The 16,638-nt window shown below is 41.6% G+C and carries 17 protein-coding genes and 1 other RNA gene; 4 read left to right on the top strand and 14 right to left on the bottom strand.

What is annotated here, in order from left to right; genetic code table 11:
• The 14 genes from HMPREF9065_RS00855 to HMPREF9065_RS00910 form a co-directional block, all read right to left on the bottom strand.
• A partial coding sequence (locus tag HMPREF9065_RS00855; RefSeq protein ID WP_021616978.1) for a S6 family peptidase occupies window positions 1–3,250 on the bottom strand: 3,250 nt, incomplete at its 3' end.
• A gap of 164 nt (window positions 3,251–3,414) precedes the next feature.
• Window positions 3,415–3,675, bottom strand: a complete 261-nt coding sequence (locus HMPREF9065_RS00860; protein WP_021616977.1) for a hypothetical protein — start codon at window positions 3,673–3,675, stop codon at window positions 3,415–3,417.
• Window positions 3,676–3,684: 9 nt separating this feature from the next.
• Window positions 3,685–4,335 (bottom strand): FABP family protein, encoded by a 651-nt coding sequence (locus HMPREF9065_RS00865; protein ID WP_021616976.1) that lies wholly within the window; start codon window positions 4,333–4,335, stop codon window positions 3,685–3,687.
• Window positions 4,336–4,372: 37 nt separating this feature from the next.
• Window positions 4,373–4,888, bottom strand: a complete 516-nt coding sequence (locus HMPREF9065_RS00870; protein ID WP_021616975.1) for a hypothetical protein — start codon at window positions 4,886–4,888, stop codon at window positions 4,373–4,375.
• A gap of 12 nt (window positions 4,889–4,900) precedes the next feature.
• Complete coding sequence (locus tag HMPREF9065_RS00875) at window positions 4,901–6,178, bottom strand: AAA family ATPase (protein ID WP_021616974.1); 1,278 nt, start codon at window positions 6,176–6,178, stop codon at window positions 4,901–4,903.
• Window positions 6,179–6,199: 21 nt separating this feature from the next.
• Window positions 6,200–7,102 carry a glycine--tRNA ligase subunit alpha gene (glyQ, locus tag HMPREF9065_RS00880; RefSeq protein ID WP_021616973.1) on the bottom strand — a complete coding sequence of 301 codons (903 nt, stop codon included), beginning with the start codon at window positions 7,100–7,102 and terminating at the stop codon, window positions 6,200–6,202.
• Between the two features lie 416 nt (window positions 7,103–7,518).
• Window positions 7,519–7,884, bottom strand: a transfer-messenger RNA (tmRNA) gene (gene ssrA / locus HMPREF9065_RS10035).
• A gap of 119 nt (window positions 7,885–8,003) precedes the next feature.
• Window positions 8,004–8,294 carry a DUF167 family protein YggU gene (yggU, locus tag HMPREF9065_RS00885; protein ID WP_156901120.1) on the bottom strand — a complete coding sequence of 97 codons (291 nt, stop codon included), beginning with the start codon at window positions 8,292–8,294 and terminating at the stop codon, window positions 8,004–8,006.
• A 12-nt stretch (window positions 8,295–8,306) separates the two neighbouring features.
• Window positions 8,307–8,864 (bottom strand): YggT family protein, encoded by a 558-nt coding sequence (locus tag HMPREF9065_RS00890; protein WP_021616971.1) that lies wholly within the window; start codon window positions 8,862–8,864, stop codon window positions 8,307–8,309.
• Window positions 8,865–8,889: 25 nt separating this feature from the next.
• Entirely contained in the window at window positions 8,890–9,324 is a 435-nt protein-coding gene (dtd, locus tag HMPREF9065_RS00895; protein WP_021616970.1) for a D-aminoacyl-tRNA deacylase, read from the bottom strand.
• Window positions 9,321–9,728: a hypothetical protein gene (locus HMPREF9065_RS00900; RefSeq protein WP_156901119.1), complete on the bottom strand. Its 408-nt coding sequence runs from the start codon at window positions 9,726–9,728 to the stop codon at window positions 9,321–9,323. Before HMPREF9065_RS00900 ends, dtd begins: the two co-directional genes overlap by 4 nt.
• Window positions 9,701–10,519 (bottom strand): virulence factor BrkB family protein, encoded by an 819-nt coding sequence (locus HMPREF9065_RS00905; RefSeq protein WP_021616968.1) that lies wholly within the window; start codon window positions 10,517–10,519, stop codon window positions 9,701–9,703. Before HMPREF9065_RS00905 ends, HMPREF9065_RS00900 begins: the two co-directional genes overlap by 28 nt.
• Entirely contained in the window at window positions 10,516–10,989 is a 474-nt protein-coding gene (locus tag HMPREF9065_RS0109620; protein WP_033002773.1) for a YchJ family protein, read from the bottom strand. Before HMPREF9065_RS0109620 ends, HMPREF9065_RS00905 begins: the two co-directional genes overlap by 4 nt.
• 2 nt (window positions 10,990–10,991) lie before the next feature.
• On the bottom strand, window positions 10,992–11,660 hold the full coding sequence (locus tag HMPREF9065_RS00910; RefSeq protein ID WP_021616966.1) for an MOSC domain-containing protein: 669 nt from the start codon (window positions 11,658–11,660) through the stop codon (window positions 10,992–10,994).
• Window positions 11,661–11,797: 137 nt separating this feature from the next.
• On the opposite strand from HMPREF9065_RS00910, the gene HMPREF9065_RS00915 reads away from it, so the two are divergent.
• The 4 genes from HMPREF9065_RS00915 to corA all read left to right on the top strand — a co-directional run bounded on the left by HMPREF9065_RS00915 (window position 11,798) and on the right by corA (window position 16,287).
• Window positions 11,798–13,297, top strand: coding sequence for a helicase HerA-like C-terminal domain-containing protein (locus HMPREF9065_RS00915; RefSeq protein WP_021616965.1), 1,500 nt, complete (start codon window positions 11,798–11,800; stop codon window positions 13,295–13,297).
• 145 nt (window positions 13,298–13,442) lie between these two features.
• The gene (gene lptE, locus HMPREF9065_RS00920) at window positions 13,443–13,946 is read left to right on the top strand and encodes an LPS assembly lipoprotein LptE (RefSeq protein WP_021616964.1); all 504 of its coding nucleotides are present in this window, start codon (window positions 13,443–13,445) and stop codon (window positions 13,944–13,946) included.
• A complete protein-coding gene (gene holA, locus HMPREF9065_RS00925) occupies window positions 13,946–14,980 on the top strand; it encodes a DNA polymerase III subunit delta (protein WP_021616963.1) in 1,035 nt (344 codons plus the stop codon). Before lptE ends, holA begins: the two co-directional genes overlap by 1 nt.
• Window positions 14,981–15,339: 359 nt before the next feature.
• Window positions 15,340–16,287 (top strand): magnesium/cobalt transporter CorA, encoded by a 948-nt coding sequence (gene corA / locus HMPREF9065_RS00930; RefSeq protein ID WP_021616961.1) that lies wholly within the window; start codon window positions 15,340–15,342, stop codon window positions 16,285–16,287.
• The last annotated feature ends 351 nt before the right edge of the window (window positions 16,288–16,638 follow it).

Below are 16,638 nucleotides of genomic sequence, written 5' to 3'. Positions count from 1 at the left end.
CTTCTTCCATCTTACGTTTTTCTTCTGCTAAACGCGCTGCTTCTTCGGCTTTGCGTTTTTCTTCCGCTAGACGGGCGGCTTCTTCTGCTTTACGTTGTTCTTCGGCTAAACGCGCTGCTTCATCGGCTTTACGTTTTTCTTCCGCTAAGCGCGCGGCTTCTTCCATCTTACGTTTTTCTTCTGCTAAACGTGCTGCTTCTTCAGCTTTGCGTTTTGCTTCCTCTAGGCGAGCGGCTTCTTCGGCTTTACGTTTTTCTTCGGCTAAACGCGCAGCTTCATCGGCTTTACGTTTTTCTTCCGCTAAGCGCGCGGCTTCTTCCATCTTACGTTTTTCTTCTGCTAAACGTGCTGCTTCTTCAGCTTTGCGTTTTTCTTCAGCAATGCGTTCTTGATCAGCGAGCTCTTTTTCTTTTTTAGGGTTGTAGAGTCGATAATCAAAATCGTCATTTCTGAGTTCATAGCGGTATGCTCCGGCATCCACACTGCCATTGGCTAAAGAAACATTGACATCGTCAGATTGCGCAGGATTATTTAATTCCAACAAGCTAAGCTGTGCCAAGTTTTGTGGTTCGGCACCGGTGTTACGCACATTTAATACGAAATTCCCTGCCGCTTTGCCTCGTACAATGACGTGGTCACCTTTATTTTCCTGCAAATAAGTGCGGTAATTAATGGTGCCATTTCCGTCAAGATCTCCCAACACTTCTAGCGTGTTAAACGTTTGATTATCCTTTTGGGTCGTAAAATCCGGATTTAACGTAATTTGGCTGTTATCAAGGCTTAAATTACCTACCCTTGTGCTCTCCGGCAACGTCCAGTGCGCATTGTCTGACAACGACACCGATGTGTGTTTGCTTCCTCGAATTTGGTGAGTGAAGCGGGTGTTCACAAGGTTGAGGGTGGTAATATCCGAAAGCCATACATCCCCTGCCAAAGTGGCGTTGTCCACCGTTGCTACCGCGCGATCATTAACATGAAGCATACCGGTTTGGGTGGCATTATGGGTTAAATGATATCGGCTGAATCCACTTAACATGACGCTACCAACCACATCGGCCAGCCCTTGAACAAGTAAAGTCGCACTATCAGACGCACTGAGCGATCCCTTGATTTTCGTCCGTTCAATGCTACGAAAAGCTTTATCCGACAAGGTTTGATTATCGCATTTTGTGAGTCCCGTCCAGTCAGAGCGTGCACAAATGAAATTCGCCTGTTTGTCGGTCACGCCGAATGTCGCCTTGGCATATTTGCTTAATTGCCAATTACCACTTATCTCAGAAACATTCCGAGAAACGACCGCACTTCCATCATTAATGATGAAATTATCGGCTTTGAATGTGCGATTTAACCAATCATCATCTTGCACCACTTCACCTTGTGGTCGTCCAATGAGCGCAGGTCTATTCAAGTGGTTATAGGCATGAGGCGTTGGGCGACCGCTAAAGACTAACGTGCCGTTTTCCTGCGTAATATCGCCATTTAAGTTGGTTCCGCCTGACAATAAAAAGACGCTGTCTGCGTGTGTAGGTTGATAGTTGAGATTTAATCGACCGTTATGAAGTGCCGCATTGGTTTCACCAAACCAGCCGTTAAACGCTGTCGCTTTGGATTGGTTAATGTCTTTTTCATTATCAATTTTCGCATTGCCTAAAATCGTGACGTTGGCTTCTTTATCTTTGTTGTGGTTAACAATTTGTGCACCTTCATCGGTATTTTGAATGCGGTTGAAGGTGAGTGCATTGCCGTTGAGATCTAAACGACCGCCACGGAAGCCGAAATAAATATTGTTTGGATTGACTTGGTCGGCACTTTCTAATTTCACCGTTGGGCGACCGCTCACAATGCCTAATTGATTAAAGGCTTGTTTTTTGTTTTGCTCGTCTGCTTGTTGATTCAAGACAACAAGGCCATCTCCCACGCTGATATCACCAAGGTTTTCACCTTTGCCATTGACCAATAACGTGCCTTGTCCAATTTTAGACAAGCGATCGCCTGCCGGATTTTTGATCTTCCATGTAACGGTACTGCCTTCACCCACTGAAACACCGGCACCTTTCCAGGTTTCATCAGTGGTAGGCTGCACCACAAAATCCCCTTCGAAAGTTAACCCACCGGCGCCTTGGTCGATATTATTTTTCAGGGTTACTGTGCCATTTTCCAGATTTCCAAAGTAAATGTTCTTACCGTGATGAAGTGCCGGCATATAAGGGTTTGGCCCGCCATATCCAAAAGATTCATCTCTACCGGAAGAAGGTAGGCTGTAATTAGCAAGCGGAGTATTTGCAGCGACTCTACCGTCTTTGATTAAGGTGCCACTGCCATTGCCATCTGCTGTCCAGTCATAAGAGGCTGCTGTAGCTTCAAATACGGTGACCAAATCTCTTGCAATGATTTCATCCAAATAATTCTTACGTGCAATTTGGTAGGTATTCTCTTTGCCTTCATAAGGGTGTCCGCTACGCAATACACCGTTTAACAGCCATTTTCCTGCGGTTTTATCGTAAATAAACATCGGGGAACCACTGTCACCGCCAGAACCTGAAATGGGTAACGGACCATATTGATTCGGATAACGCACATCACCGCTTAAACTGACCTCACCATTGTTCGCCCAGCCTTGCATAAACGTATTACCTGCGGTTCTGTAGTGGTATGCGCCTGAACCCTCGGTATCCTTGTCCTGAGCATCACGCACAACTTGCCGACCGCTACCAATTCGCACCCGCATCGGATACTTTTCTAAATCCCCATAGGTGTTGCCTTGCATATTTGACACCATTTCTATCGGTGCGGCTTCTGTGACAAATTTGGTTAAACGAGGGTTATGATAGTCCGTCATGTAAGGGTGAGTGGAGTCGTTTTTATAATTATTTCGTTTAACGATGTTATAACCGAATCGGTGCTGATCGGGGTTACTGCCCTCCATGCCAAAGTCAACACCGCTATAACCCACATTATGTGCCACGCTAACGATATATTGATCGCCCACCAGCGCTGCCACACCATTACGGCTAACCACCGAAAAATCTATCATCGGCGCGTTTTGCATCATGGTGCCGATAGATTCGCCTTTTTTATTCACCACCTCTATATTTTGCGCACCGGGCGTAAACTTACCTTTATTCTCGGCAAAATCACGAAAATATTGATAATCCACGCCGGAATAAACTTGTCCGGCGAAGGCCATTGGGCTTAGGTTCAATGCGACAAACGCAGCGATGAACTTGGGTTTGAAAGTTGTCTTTTGCATAAAATGGGCTCAAATAAACTAAATGGTTGGGGTTAAACCGATGATGGGGGAACATCAAAGCATCATCGCCGATTAGAAAATATTTCGTAAATATCAAACATGGCGTAACGAATCACCTCGCCATGACTTACCTGAAATCGACCGCACTTAGGCAGCATTTTAAATCAGGCAAAAATCGCTTTTAATTGGGTTTCATCCAAAATCACTCGGCCGTCTTCCAGTAATAACGCCGGAAAACCCGCGTAGCCTTTGGCTTTCACCGCATCGAACTCTGCATGATTGTCACGCAGACGTAGAAATTGTTTTAAGTTCGGAATAGAAGACAATACTTCCACCTCTTCATATTCCACACCGAGGCGTTTTAACTCCGCCACAAACGGGGCTGTATCAGGGCATTGCTCGGCATAATAAAGAATTGGTTTCATCACGACTCCTTATTCTTTATTTGCCACAGCAAGTGCGGTTGGATTTGGCGTTGGTTCGCCGATTTTGGTTAGGCGGTTACGATCACGATGCTCAAATGGTTCGTCGTAATTTGGGATAATCATTGTGGTAATTTGATCGTAAGACCACGTGCCATCCTCATGAATTTTTACCGTAATCTCATAGCTTTCTGTGGTGAAAGATTGCTCAATAAACGGATTTGAGATAATGCCATTCGTTAGAGAACCACGCACAGCTTTTAGCGTAAATTCTTTCGCATCCGGTGCGGCATGACCGGTGGCAATCAGGCTTTGTCCACGTGGAATACTTAACGACAAAGAAATCGTGCCGGTTGCCGGTTCCCATAACCAATAGCCCACTTGATCGTGAAAGGTTTCCACCTCATCAGGCTGCACAATCCGCGTGTGATAACGCAAGCCGTAATACAGTTGTGGGCCATTCGTTTGTGCATCAATCGGTTGCAACTCGTAATGTTCGATATAAGGATCTTTCTCCGGCCCTTCCGCCTTTGGATTGATATCCAAACCGCGCTTGCCCTCCCAAATGCCAGCCATCGGCGCTAAAGGCCCTAAATTTGCCAGCGTGTTTACATCCGGTTCCGCTTCGGTGTAAATATCGTCCGGATATTGAAAATCGGTCATTATACTTCCTTATTGATTTCTAATTACTAATAGTTTACTAGAAAAAATCACTATATAACTCCTGGGGAGTTTTTACTTTATAATTATTTGGGCACCTAGGGTTCATTCTATTTAATCTATTTATCGCTTGTTGTTTTATACCATTTTTAAAAATGAAATATCTTTCATTATGAATAGGAAAACCAAATAATCTTGATTGCCTTGTTGATGTCTTATCCTTCTCTTTCAATGAGTTTAAATTTAGATTTGATACATTAATATAATTTAGCCTTAACTCTAAAATAACTGTAAAGAACTGATTATTAAAATTAATAACAAATGCAAAATCCATAGATTTTCTCTTATTTCTAGAATAAAAATGAGAGAATTTCTCCTCTAGCTTATCCATATCAACAACCTTATAATTCATATTATTAAAAATTAAAGATTCTAATTGTGATAAATCATTATTATTAAATAGTTCTATTACATTAATTAAGCAATCTATAGCTTTAATTTTAGAAAATTTCTCATTAGAAACAGTAGATATAGTCTGACATTCATTAAATAACACTAAAATCTCCTTCTAAATAGAATACTTTTCTATTTTGTGTAATGAAATATTAAAGCACTCAAATATTGGTTCAATATCTTTAGATAAATGTCTATATGTATATTTCCTATTATTATCTTCATGTGCCAAGTAAAAATCTAAACTTTCTAAAACATCTTGTTTTTCTGAAATATAGCGTATAGCTTGAATCATATCAGGGCTATGACTTGATATAAATATATGACAACCTATATACTTGTGTATTAATACTAAAATTCTAGCATATTCAACAATCCATTGTGGGTGAAGATAAACTTCTGGCTCATCAATGATTAAAAGAGTTTTATCATTGATAGAACCATTTTTAATTAGCGTATATATAACTCCAATTGATTTTATACCAGTAGCACATTCTTGCAGATCCAACATAAGACTATCGAATTTCCTTTGATATACTAATCTATTGCCCATATCATCTTTATTAATATCAGCTTCAAGCACATCATTAACTATAATCTCACAAATATTATTGCTATGATTAGATGATTTCTTATATAATAAGATATTAAGATCATTCCAATAATCATAATTATCATTATTATTTTCAAACGCCATAGGGTTATCAATATAAATAGTATTATTTATAAAAAGAGAGCTGGAAAAAGACATTTCATCATAAGAAAATAATCGATTTTTCATTTCTTTAACTTCTAATAACGACGGCTCTAAATAAGTATTAAATATTCTTCCTAATTCTTTTTTAAAATATACCGATGGCTTTTCATCAATATCTTTTTCCATCTGATTAAAAACACTATCTACTTTCTTAATTAGAGAATCAAAAAAGTTACTTTTTAAATCCTTTTTAAATATAAGGCTATTAACAGCGTATAATATATTATCTAGTGATTGATCATTATTAAGGCGAGAAACCTTATCATAATCTTTAGAAACAGATTTAATAAAATTAATTATTCTATTTTTTTTCTCCGAAAATTCATCCAATGCCATTACATTTACATTAAATAAATCATATATATTTCTTATTGAATAATTATCACCCTTATCAGGAAAATTCCTTGTTATATAATATAATCCATCTTTAATTATAGTCATATCACTTTCATAATTTTTATAAACCTCTGCTTCAAAATTGTTAGATATCTTGAAGAAATAATAAAGTATTTTAGATAAGGTACTTTTGCCAGAACCATTAATCCCAGAAACAACACTAATACCATTTAAATCTATATTAGCCTCATTAATTGCTCTAAACTTAGATAAGTTTAATTGAATTGTTCTATTATTCATGATTCAAATTCTCATTTTATATTACTTACAGCCCGGGAAACCTAAGGCCTCACGGCTGGCATAATAAGCTTCCGCCACGCCTTTGGTGAGGGCACGAATGCGTAAAATGTAGCGTTGGCGTTCAGTAACGGAAATGGCTTTGCGTGCGTCTAACAAGTTAAAGCTGTGTGCCGCTTTTAAAATACGCTCGTAAGCCGGCAACGGTAACGGACGTTCTAATGCCAATAAACTTTTTGCTTCTTTTTCATATTGATCGAAGCAATAGAATAAGAAATCAGTGTCGGCATATTCAAAATTGTAGGTGGATTGTTCCACTTCGTTTTGATGGAACACATCGCCGTAGGTGGTTTTGCCCAGCGGGCCGTCAGACCAAACTAAGTCATATACAGAATCCACGCCTTGAATGTACATCGCCAAACGCTCTAAACCATAGGTCACCTCGCCGGTAACCGGTTTACATTCTAAGCCGCCCACTTGCTGGAAATAGGTAAATTGAGTCACTTCCATGCCGTTTAACCACACTTCCCAGCCCAAGCCCCATGCGCCTAAGGTTGGGTTTTCCCAGTTATCTTCCACAAAACGAATATCGTTTTTGGTCGGGTCAAAGCCAAGCATTTCAAGGGAACCTAAATACAATTCTTGAATATTGTCCGGAGAGGGTTTAATCACCACTTGGAATTGGTAGTAATGCTGTAAACGGTTTGGGTTTTCGCCGTAGCGACCATCGGTCGGACGGCGGGAAGGTTGTACATAAGCAAACGCCATTGGCTCCGGACCTAACGCGCGCAATGCGGTCATCGGGTGAGAAGTCCCCGCGCCCACTTCCATATCAAAGGGTTGCACAATAGTGCAGCCTTGGTTCGCCCAGTATTCTTGTAAGGCAAGAATCATGCCTTGGAAAGTTTTTACATTAAATTTTGTCATAATTGATTCTATAAATTGAAAGGTTAAAAATACGCCTCATTATACTGAAAACACAAGGCAGGATAAAGAAAAGGCAGAAAATTTTGAATACTGGCAAATCAGAAAAATGCACGAAACAAATAACACAAACTCAAGGAGGTTATAGGATTGGATAGGAATGCTTAGGATATAAAAAAGCCCCTGAAGTCAGTGCGGAATCACCTGTCATTTAAGAAATATAAAAAGCGGTAAAAGCCTTGTAACATAAGACTCTTAATGCTTGTAGTAACATCGGCTTAAGTTGTTTTATCATAGTGTTACTATCAGTGTTACTAAAACTCAATGTATTGATAAGTTTTAAAGGATAATAAAAAAGCCTTGGAGTGTTATGCACCAAGGCTTTATCGGACTTTATAAAACTTGTTTGGAATTGGATTTGGTGGAGCTGGGGGGAGTTGAACCCCCGTCCGGAATTCCTCTACCGTTAGTACTACACGTTTAGTCAGTCTTTAAGATTCGCTTAACCCTGCGGACAGACACGCGATAATTAAGCTAGTTTGATTCCATTTAATGCTTCGATCCTCAAACGGTGGCGTCCACACGATCTCGTTTGGGTTTGACTCCGCTTTATCCCCGTCTTACGAGCGGAAGCTGGGGAGCGAAGGCTATGAGCAGGTTATTAAGCTGCTAAAGCGTATTGTTCGTCGTTTGCGACTATTTTTTTGCGGTTTATTTACGAGGCCTACCGCACCTCGACGTGCACCTCGGGCTTCGCTAATCCCGTCGAATCCAGAATCAGCCCCAAAAGTAGGTGTAAGGATAGCAAAATATCATTATAAAATAAAGCCACTCCCTCATTTTCACAGGAATCCACATCGACTTACTATCTTCATAGCACGCCTTACGATTATCCCTTATCGACTTATTTGGGGAGTAGGCTTTCAATTTCCTTTGGCATGGCTTTTGGTGAAGGAATGAGAACTTGCTTATGACGACTTAACTCGCCTTTTTCCAAAACAATCGAACTTTTCGGCACTTTAAATAACTTACTGAGGAATTTCAGCAAATGCGCATTCGCCTGCCCTTCTATCGGCGGTGCCGTGATACAAACCTTTAATTCACCGTTATGCAATCCGACGATTTTATCCTGCGCCGCTTTAGGCTGTAGAAAAATCACCAACCGCAAATCATTGCCTATACAGGTTACCGCCATGTTTTCCCCCATCTATAATGTGGCAATAGCCCAAAGTTGACCAAATACGTCATACAACACTTTGTTGGCAAAGAATAAAACGAATACCACGACCATCGGTGAGAAATCAATCATGCCGGTATTCGGCAACAGTTTACGAATCGGGCGCAATAAAGGCTCACTTAACTGATACAACATATATTGCATGGCATTAGGCGAACGATTAAACCAACTCATTATCGCGCTAATCAATAACACATAAAAAATCGCTTCCCCCACGGCGTGTACTACATTCAGGATACCAACGATGACATAAGCAACAAGTGAGGCCTCTGCCATATCTAAAAACTGAATAACCGCTAATTTCCCTACGCCCAAAATAAAACAAGCAAGCAATGCGGCAAGATTCACACCTTTCACCGTAGGCGCAAATTTCCCTAAAATATTTAACACGGGCTGCGTTACTTTGACTAACGCCTGAGAAAGCGGATGATAAAAATCCACCCTGGCAATCTGAAACCACGCGCGCAAAACGAAAATAAAACCGTAAATACTGATGACGGTTGACAGTAAAAATTGCATTGTATTCATAATATTTCCTTCATTTTATTTAAATTTATGCCTGCAACCAAAACGTTACCGGCCCGTTATTGGTTAAACTCACCTGCATGTCCGCTGCAAATCGGCCACATTCCACGTTCACTTTTTCACCGCACTTTTGTGCAAAATATTCATAAAGTTCGTTTGCTAACGATGGTGTTGCGCCTTTGGAAAAGCTCGGACGAAGCCCTTTTTGTGTATCCGCCACCAAGGTAAATTGCGACACCACCAAGACCTCGCCAGCGACTTGTTGTACGTTCAAATTCATCTTGTCATCTGCATCGCTGAAAACACGATAATTCAGGACCTTCTCCGCCAATTTATCCGCTTTGGCGCGATCGTCATCCTTTTCCACGCCTAACAGCACCAGCAGACCTTTGCCAATTTGCCCGACGACTTCGCCACCCACTTCCACTTTCGCCTGCGTTACCCGTTGAATTAATGCGATCATAATTCTTCTCTACGTTTTAAATGTTGTTCTAAATTGACAAGATAAAACTCAATATCCTGTTCGTTATATCCTAAAATCCGTCCAATCTCCCTTTCTATCTCAGGTATAAAATCAGTTGCGCCTTCCGCTAACAAGTGCCTTAATTTTTCCGCCTGAACCTCGTAGCCTTTCCGATAAACAATAAAATTTATTAACGCAAAGTCATCTGTCGATACGTAAATTTCATTAGCTTGTTCCAGAACAACAAAAATCCCTTGTTCAATATATGGGAAAAATTCAGCAGGGATGCCTAAATCATTATTAAATAAAGCTACATTCTTTTTATGATTAAGCATTAACGCTAACTCTTTGCCTTCATGTGGTCCCAAAACCCCATTCATAATGAATTCTCCCGTTTTTTCCACCGCACTTCCGCCAACACTGCCGCTAATTGCGCGCCGAGCAACACGACCGTCCAGCTTAACTGAATCCACAGCAACATAATTGGCAGGGTGGCCATCGCACCATAAATTAACTGATAAGACGGGAACGTCACGATGTACCAAGTAAAGGCTTGCTTACCCAAGGTGAAAAACACCGCGGCAATCAGCGCACCGGCGGCAGAATGTTTGATACTGACTTTTTTATTCGGCACCACCATGTAAATCATCGTGAAAATAAACCACGTGGATAAAAACGGCACAAAACTCAACAATTTCAAACCGAAAGAAAAGTTTGACGCGCTCTCAAACATGGTCTTTACATAGGTGCTGGCGGCAATACTAACACCTACTAACAGCGGGCCAAGTGTCAGAATCAACCAATAAATCGCAAAAGACGTAAAAATCGGTCGCGTGCTGGTATCCTGCCAAATGCTGTTTAGCGTGCGATCGATAGAATTAATCAACATCAGTGCCACAACAATCAAGCTGGTAATCCCCACCATGCTCATTTTTTTGGAATTATTCACAAATTCATCAATGTACTGACCCACCATATCACTTGCCGACGGGGCAAAATTGGTGAAAATAAACGCTTTCAACGCACCCGTTACTTCATTAAATACCGGAAATGCCGAAAAAATAGAAAACACCACCATAATCAACGGCACAATAGCAAGCATGGTGCTGTACGTTAAATAACCGGCAGCTTGGGTTAATTTATTCTGATTAAAACGCCGCCAAAAGATCGTACAAAACGTTTTCCACTCACTCATAAAAAGCCTCCGCAACAATGCTTAAATTTTTTGCCGGAACCGCACACGCAAGGTTGTTTCATCGTCGGCAAAGGCACTGTTGGATCCACAAAATACCAACGCTCGTCAATCTTCACAAAAATCGACCGTTCATGATGCGTCTGTTCCCCTTCCTCTCCTTGAAAAACGGCATTAAATTCCACTGCACTTTGGGTTTTCGTTAAGCTTTCCGTGTTCAAAATTTGCAATTCCAGCCATTGCGTTTCCTCCGACCATGCTTGAATAGCTTGTACGTTGAGTAGCCCCTGTTGGCTCGGCACGGTAGTGTCCACAATATAAGGCACATTTTTCAACACATAAGCGGCATAGCGGGAACGCATGAGTTGCTCAGCGGTTTCAGGGAATTGGGCATGTGTATGAAAACGCCCACAACAATCCCTGTAAGATTTATTCGATTGACAAGGGCAAGCTGAATCTAAAAGTGCGGTCATGTTTAACCCTGTTTTTCTTGTAATTTCATCAGTTGTGAATTTAACGAACGCTTAAATGCCGGGGCTAATTCTTCAATAGCCAGAGCTTGTTCCAATTCCGCCATGCTCGGTTTATCGGATAATAAACGATTTAAATAACGAATAGTAAATTGCGGATACGGACGCTGTTGCAAAATTATCTCATCGCCCTTGTGAATCTCACCGGTTTCAATTACGCGGACATACCAGCCCGTCCAACCTGATTGATGCACAATTTTCTGCGTATTTTCATTTTCGGTATTTTTCGACAACCGTTCGCAAGGTTTACGCGGTTGAGATACTTCCAATAGCACCGAACCGACTTTAAATCGATCACCCACGCACACAGAATCTTCATTAAATCCCGATACCACAAAATTTTCGCCATAAATTGCCGTATTATCGTAAGTAAAATTTTCACCTAACAAGGCATTTAATGCCGGAAAAGATACGTCAGACATAAAAAATAAGGCTTTATCCGGACCGCCATGATGCGCTTTTAACCCAACATCATTGCCTTCCGCCCCCAACGCATGAATTTTCACTGACGCGACCGGCTGCTTACGAATCGCACTTTCATATTGCGATCCATCGGCAAAGGTCAATTGTGCAACTTCCCCAATTTTTATGATTAAAACTTCTGCTTTTGACATACCTCACTCCAAATCGTACTAATAAACTAATAAAATGTGGCAGATTATAACGTAAAAAACACTGAAATTTTTGACCGCACTGTGTTTTTTAAATATCATGCCTCGCTTAACACGCAATCAATTAGGAACAACAAAATATGCAATATTTACTCGCCCAAACTAGCCAAAACCAACAACTTGGTATCACCGCGAAAATGGCGAACCGCCACGGTTTAATTGCCGGCGCCACCGGCACAGGGAAAACCGTCACGTTACGCAAAATGGCGGAAGCCTTTAGTGACGATGGCGTGCCGGTGTTTTTAGTGGATGTGAAAGGCGACCTTTCCGGTTTAGTACAGCCGGGTGCGATGCAAGGCAAAATTGCTGAGCGTATCGAACAATTCAATTTAGGCGGCGAAAGCTATTTGAGCGGTTATCCTGTTTCTTTCTGGGACGTGTTCGGCGAAACCGGCATTCCGCTCCGTACCACCATTTCCGAAATGGGGCCGTTGTTGCTCTCCCGTTTATTAAATCTCAACGCGACGCAAGAAGGTTTACTCAACCTCGTGTTCCGTGTGGCGGATGACAAAGGCTTATTGCTTATCGACCTAAAAGACCTGCGTGCCATGCTGAAATATGTGGCAGAAAATGCCAAGTCCTTCCAAGTAGAATATGGTAACGTGTCTGCCGCCAGTGTGGGCGCTATTCAACGTGCCTTATTAACCTTAGAAAATGAGGGGGCAGCCAATTTATTCGGCGAACCGGCTCTGAACTTAGATGACTGGCTACAAACCCGTGATGGTCGCGGTGTCATAAATGTGCTTAATTCGGAAAAATTAATTAACTCTCCACGCATGTACAGCGCGTTCTTGCTTTGGTTGATGGCGGAATTATTTGAACAGCTACCGGAAGTGGGCGATCCCGACAAACCGAAATTTGTGATGTTCTTTGACGAAGCCCATTTGCTGTTTGACGGCGCACCAAGCGTGTTAGTGGATAAAGTGGAACAGGTTGTGCGTTTGATTCGTTCCAAAGGCGTGGGCATTTATTTCGTGACCCAAAACCCGTTGGACTTACCGGATACCGTGCTCGGTCAATTAGGCAACCGCGTACAACACGCCTTGCGCGCCTTTACACCACGCGATCAGAAGGCCGTGAAATCGGCCGCAGAAACCTTCCGTGCTAATCCAAACATAAATGTGGTTGAAACCATTTCAACACTCGGTGTGGGTCAGGCATTAGTGTCATTCTTAGATGAAAAAGGCATGCCGACACCGGTGGAAATTGCTTACATTTTCCCACCGAAAAGCCAATTAGCACCAATTACTGCCGAACAACGCACCGCTTGGGTGAAAGACGACGATTTGTATGCCTTCTATAAAGATTATGTGGATAACGAATCTGCGTTTGAGGTGTTAAACCAACAAGCGGATTTAGCCGCTGTGGCGCAAAAACAAGCGGAACAAGCCAAGCAGGAAGAAGAAAACGGCATTATGGGTAGTCTTAGTCGTATGATTTTCGGCACCAAAAAACGCGGTGAGCAACTGACTGTGACGGAAGAATTGGTCAGCGGCGTTGCCAAAGCCGTAGGACGCAACATCCGTAGCCAAATCACCAAACAAATTATGCGGGGAATTTTAGGAGCGTTTAAGAAGTAAAATTCCTCCGAAAAATGCACCGCACTTTCCGCACAAGGTAAGGCTAGTGTAAAACAATGGAGTCTTGTAGAATAACGCTCATATTTTTAGTCAAAAAAATGACCGCACTTAAAACAAAGTGCGGTCGGTTTTTAAGGTAAATTTTATGCTAAACCCCCTCAAAACCTTATGGTTGTCCGCCGGCGTGTTGGCGCTTTCTGCCTGTGGATTTCACTTCCAAAACGGTGAACTGATTCCTCAAGAATTACAAACGTTAAAATTGGAAAGTAGTGATCCTTATAGCGATATGGCGTTATCCATGCGTCGTCAGTTGCAGCTCAATAACGTGAATTTAGTGGAAGACAAGGCCGATGTTCCGGTATTGCGTTTAAATAAAATTTCGAGCAAAGATCAAGTGGTATCGATTTTCAAACAAGGCCGTGAGGCGGAAAAACAGCTGATTTTAGAAGTGGAAGCCAGCGTGAAATTGCCAAATAAAGACAGTTTCCCAATCAGTACCAAAGTTAATCGCACATTCTTTGATAACGCCCGTGCGGCATTGGCAAAATCGGCAGAAAAAGACGTGATTTGGCAAGATATGCGTGAGCAGGCGGCGCGTCAGTTAATTAACAAAATGGTGGCTTTACAGCACCAAATTCATAGCAACTAATGAATCGTATTTTTCCTGAACAGCTTTCTCTCTCGTTAGCGCGTCAGCCCGCAACGCTTTATTTTCTCGTGGGTGAAGATCCGTTATTACTGGCTGAAAGTCAGGATGCGATTCAACAAGCTGCGTTTAAACAAGGATTCGACGAAAAATGGAGGCTGGAAATTAATCCCTCCACTGACTGGAATGCGTTGTTTGAACGTGTGCAATCCATGGGCTTATTTTTCAATAAGCAATGCATTCTCTTAGATTTACCGGAAAATCTGACCGCACTTTTGCAGAAAAATCTGTTGGAATTCGTTTCCTTGTTACACGCTGATGTGTTGCCGATTTTTCGTCTATCCAAACTGACGAAAGCCACTGAAAATCACGCTTGGTTTATTGCCGCCAATCAATATGCGCCCGAAGCCGTATTGGTGAATTGTCAAACGCCAAATGTGGAACAGTTACCACGTTGGGTGAGTAATCGGGCAAAAAGTTTGGGTTTAAGCATTGACGAAGAAGCGGTACAACTGTTGTGCTACAGCTATGAAAATAATTTACTGGCGCTGAAACAAGCCTTGCAATTATTGGACTTGCTTTATGCCGACCGTAAATTGAGTTTTGCCCGCGTGAATGCAGTAGTGGAGCAGTCTTCCGTATTTACCCCGTTTCAATGGGTTGATGCGATGCTTGCCGGCAAAGGCAACCGCGCCCGCCGCATTTTAATCGGATTAAAAGATGAAGACGTACAGCCAATTATTTTGTTACGCACCTTGCAACGGGATTTGATGACATTGTTAGAGATCAGCAAACCGGAACAACCGACTAAACTTGATGATCCTTTGCCGACAGCTAAACTACGCGAACACTTTGATCGCCTTAAAGTATGGCAAAACCGTCGTCCGTTATTTAGCCAAACCATACAACGTTTAACCTATCGTAAACTTTATCTCTTTTTCCAACAACTTGCTGAGATAGAACTCTGCACAAAACAAGAATTTAATGATGACATTTGGCAGCAATTAGAGGCATTATCAGTGAGATTTTGTGCCTAAAATACCTCCAATTAACGCCTTGACGAAGGCGCTTTTCAAGCGTAACATTGCGCGCGATTTAGTAACATGAGGACACACACTTTGGACAGTCACAGTCGATACCGAACGGAGTTTTCACTGTAACTATCGCCTTTCTCACTTATCGGCGATGGTTTCGTTGGTAAGTTTTATTTACCTTTCTCTTTTTCGGCATCTTTTCTATCAGACGAAAATTTGCAACTTCTTAATCCTTATCGCTTTCTTTTTATCGTTGAAAATACAGATAAAAACGACCGCACTTGTGATCGCAAAAGTTAGAGGATCATTCGTTTGATTGTTGTTCATTGCGTTGTGCATAGTCCAATCGGGAGTATGACAAAATGATAAATGCCTTTGCCCTTGAAGATGCACGCTTAGTTCGCATCGATGAATCTGCTGAGCCATTAAATACCGCCATTTGGCTTGATTTAATTGAACCAACCATAGAAGAGCGGGAAACCTTACAAGAAAGTTTAGGCCAAAGCTTAGCCTCTTTCTTGGAGTTAGAAGATATCGAAGCATCTGCACGTTTTTTTGAAGATGAAGATGGTTTGCACTTACACTCTTTCTTTTATTGTGAAGATGAAAACGATTATGCCGATTTGGCAAGCGTGGCGTTCACCATTCGTGATGGGCGTTTATTTACCTTGCGCGATCGTGAATTACCGGCATTCCGTTTGTATCGGATGCGTTCCCGCAATCAGCGTTTAATCGAATGTAACTCCTATGAACTACTGCTTGATTTATTTGAAACAAAAATTGAGCAATTGGCAGATGTCATTGAAAACGTGTACGCTGATTTGGAAAAATTAAGCCGCGTGATACTCAACGGAACGCAAGGAGAAGCCTTCGATGAAGCCTTAGCAACCTTAACGGAACAAGAAGATACCAGTTCTAAAGTCCGCTTATGTTTGATGGATACACAACGCGCGCTCAGTTTCTTAGTACGCAAAACCCGTTTGCCGGCGAATCAATTAGAACAGGCGCGTGAAATTTTACGAGACATTGAATCTTTGCAGCCACATAATGAATCGCTGTTCCAAAAAGTCAACTTCTTACTACAAGCCGCAATGGGTTTCATCAATATTGAGCAGAACCGCATTATCAAAATTTTCTCCGTTGTTTCGGTAATTTTCTTACCACCGACATTAGTCGCCTCCAACTACGGTATGAACTTTAACGATATGCCGGAACTTGGGTTTAAATTTGGCTACCCGATGGCTTTGGGATTAATGGCGTTAGCCGCATTTGCACCATACTGGTATTTCAAACGGAAAGGATGGCTGTAATTAAGCGAATACGCAAAAATAAAGTAGAGCATTCAACGGTTTCATTGTCTCAATAAAATTAGAAATCTGTGGTAGTCTTAATAATGTTGATGAGATCAGAAAAATTAGACATCAACATAATCTTCAATATTGGTCTACCACTGATAACCCATCATTCCCAATATTTCACCAATGTTAAATCACATCATACTAACTGAATGTTATTCACTAAACAAATAACCTAACTTTTAAGACAAATTATTTATCATCACTACAAATTTCAAAATAAGCTTAAAGGTTATTCGATGAAATAAAAACAATAAACAAATTCCCACTTCTCCCCGAAAAATCAAAAACCCCTGACGTTCTCAC

The sequence above is a fragment of the Aggregatibacter sp. oral taxon 458 str. W10330 genome, from assembly GCF_000466335.1.
GTDB lineage: Bacteria > Pseudomonadota > Gammaproteobacteria > Enterobacterales > Pasteurellaceae > Aggregatibacter.
The sequence above is the reverse complement of the archived record's forward strand: the minus strand, read 5'-3'. Positions and strand labels throughout refer to the sequence as shown.

Bases quoted from the DNA above. Each gene is read 5' to 3' on its own strand.
- HMPREF9065_RS00860 (WP_021616977.1), bottom strand. From the start codon at position 3,675: ATGAAACCAATTCTTTATTATGCCGAGCAATGCCCTGATACAGCCCCG.
- HMPREF9065_RS00865 (WP_021616976.1), bottom strand. From the start codon at position 4,335: ATGACCGATTTTCAATATCCGGACGATATTTACACCGAAGCGGAACCG.
- HMPREF9065_RS00875 (WP_021616974.1), bottom strand. From the start codon at position 6,178: ATGAATAATAGAACAATTCAATTAAACTTATCTAAGTTTAGAGCAATT.
- glyQ (WP_021616973.1), bottom strand. From the start codon at position 7,102: ATGACAAAATTTAATGTAAAAACTTTCCAAGGCATGATTCTTGCCTTA.
- yggU (WP_156901120.1), bottom strand. From the start codon at position 8,294: ATGGCGGTAACCTGTATAGGCAATGATTTGCGGTTGGTGATTTTTCTA.
- HMPREF9065_RS00890 (WP_021616971.1), bottom strand. From the start codon at position 8,864: ATGAATACAATGCAATTTTTACTGTCAACCGTCATCAGTATTTACGGT.
- dtd (WP_021616970.1), bottom strand. From the start codon at position 9,324: ATGATCGCATTAATTCAACGGGTAACGCAGGCGAAAGTGGAAGTGGGT.
- HMPREF9065_RS00905 (WP_021616968.1), bottom strand. From the start codon at position 10,519: ATGAGTGAGTGGAAAACGTTTTGTACGATCTTTTGGCGGCGTTTTAAT.
- HMPREF9065_RS0109620 (WP_033002773.1), bottom strand. From the start codon at position 10,989: ATGACCGCACTTTTAGATTCAGCTTGCCCTTGTCAATCGAATAAATCT.
- HMPREF9065_RS00910 (WP_021616966.1), bottom strand. From the start codon at position 11,660: ATGTCAAAAGCAGAAGTTTTAATCATAAAAATTGGGGAAGTTGCACAA.
- HMPREF9065_RS00915 (WP_021616965.1), top strand. From the start codon at position 11,798: ATGCAATATTTACTCGCCCAAACTAGCCAAAACCAACAACTTGGTATC.
- lptE (WP_021616964.1), top strand. From the start codon at position 13,443: ATGCTAAACCCCCTCAAAACCTTATGGTTGTCCGCCGGCGTGTTGGCG.
- holA (WP_021616963.1), top strand. From the start codon at position 13,946: ATGAATCGTATTTTTCCTGAACAGCTTTCTCTCTCGTTAGCGCGTCAG.
- corA (WP_021616961.1), top strand. From the start codon at position 15,340: ATGATAAATGCCTTTGCCCTTGAAGATGCACGCTTAGTTCGCATCGAT.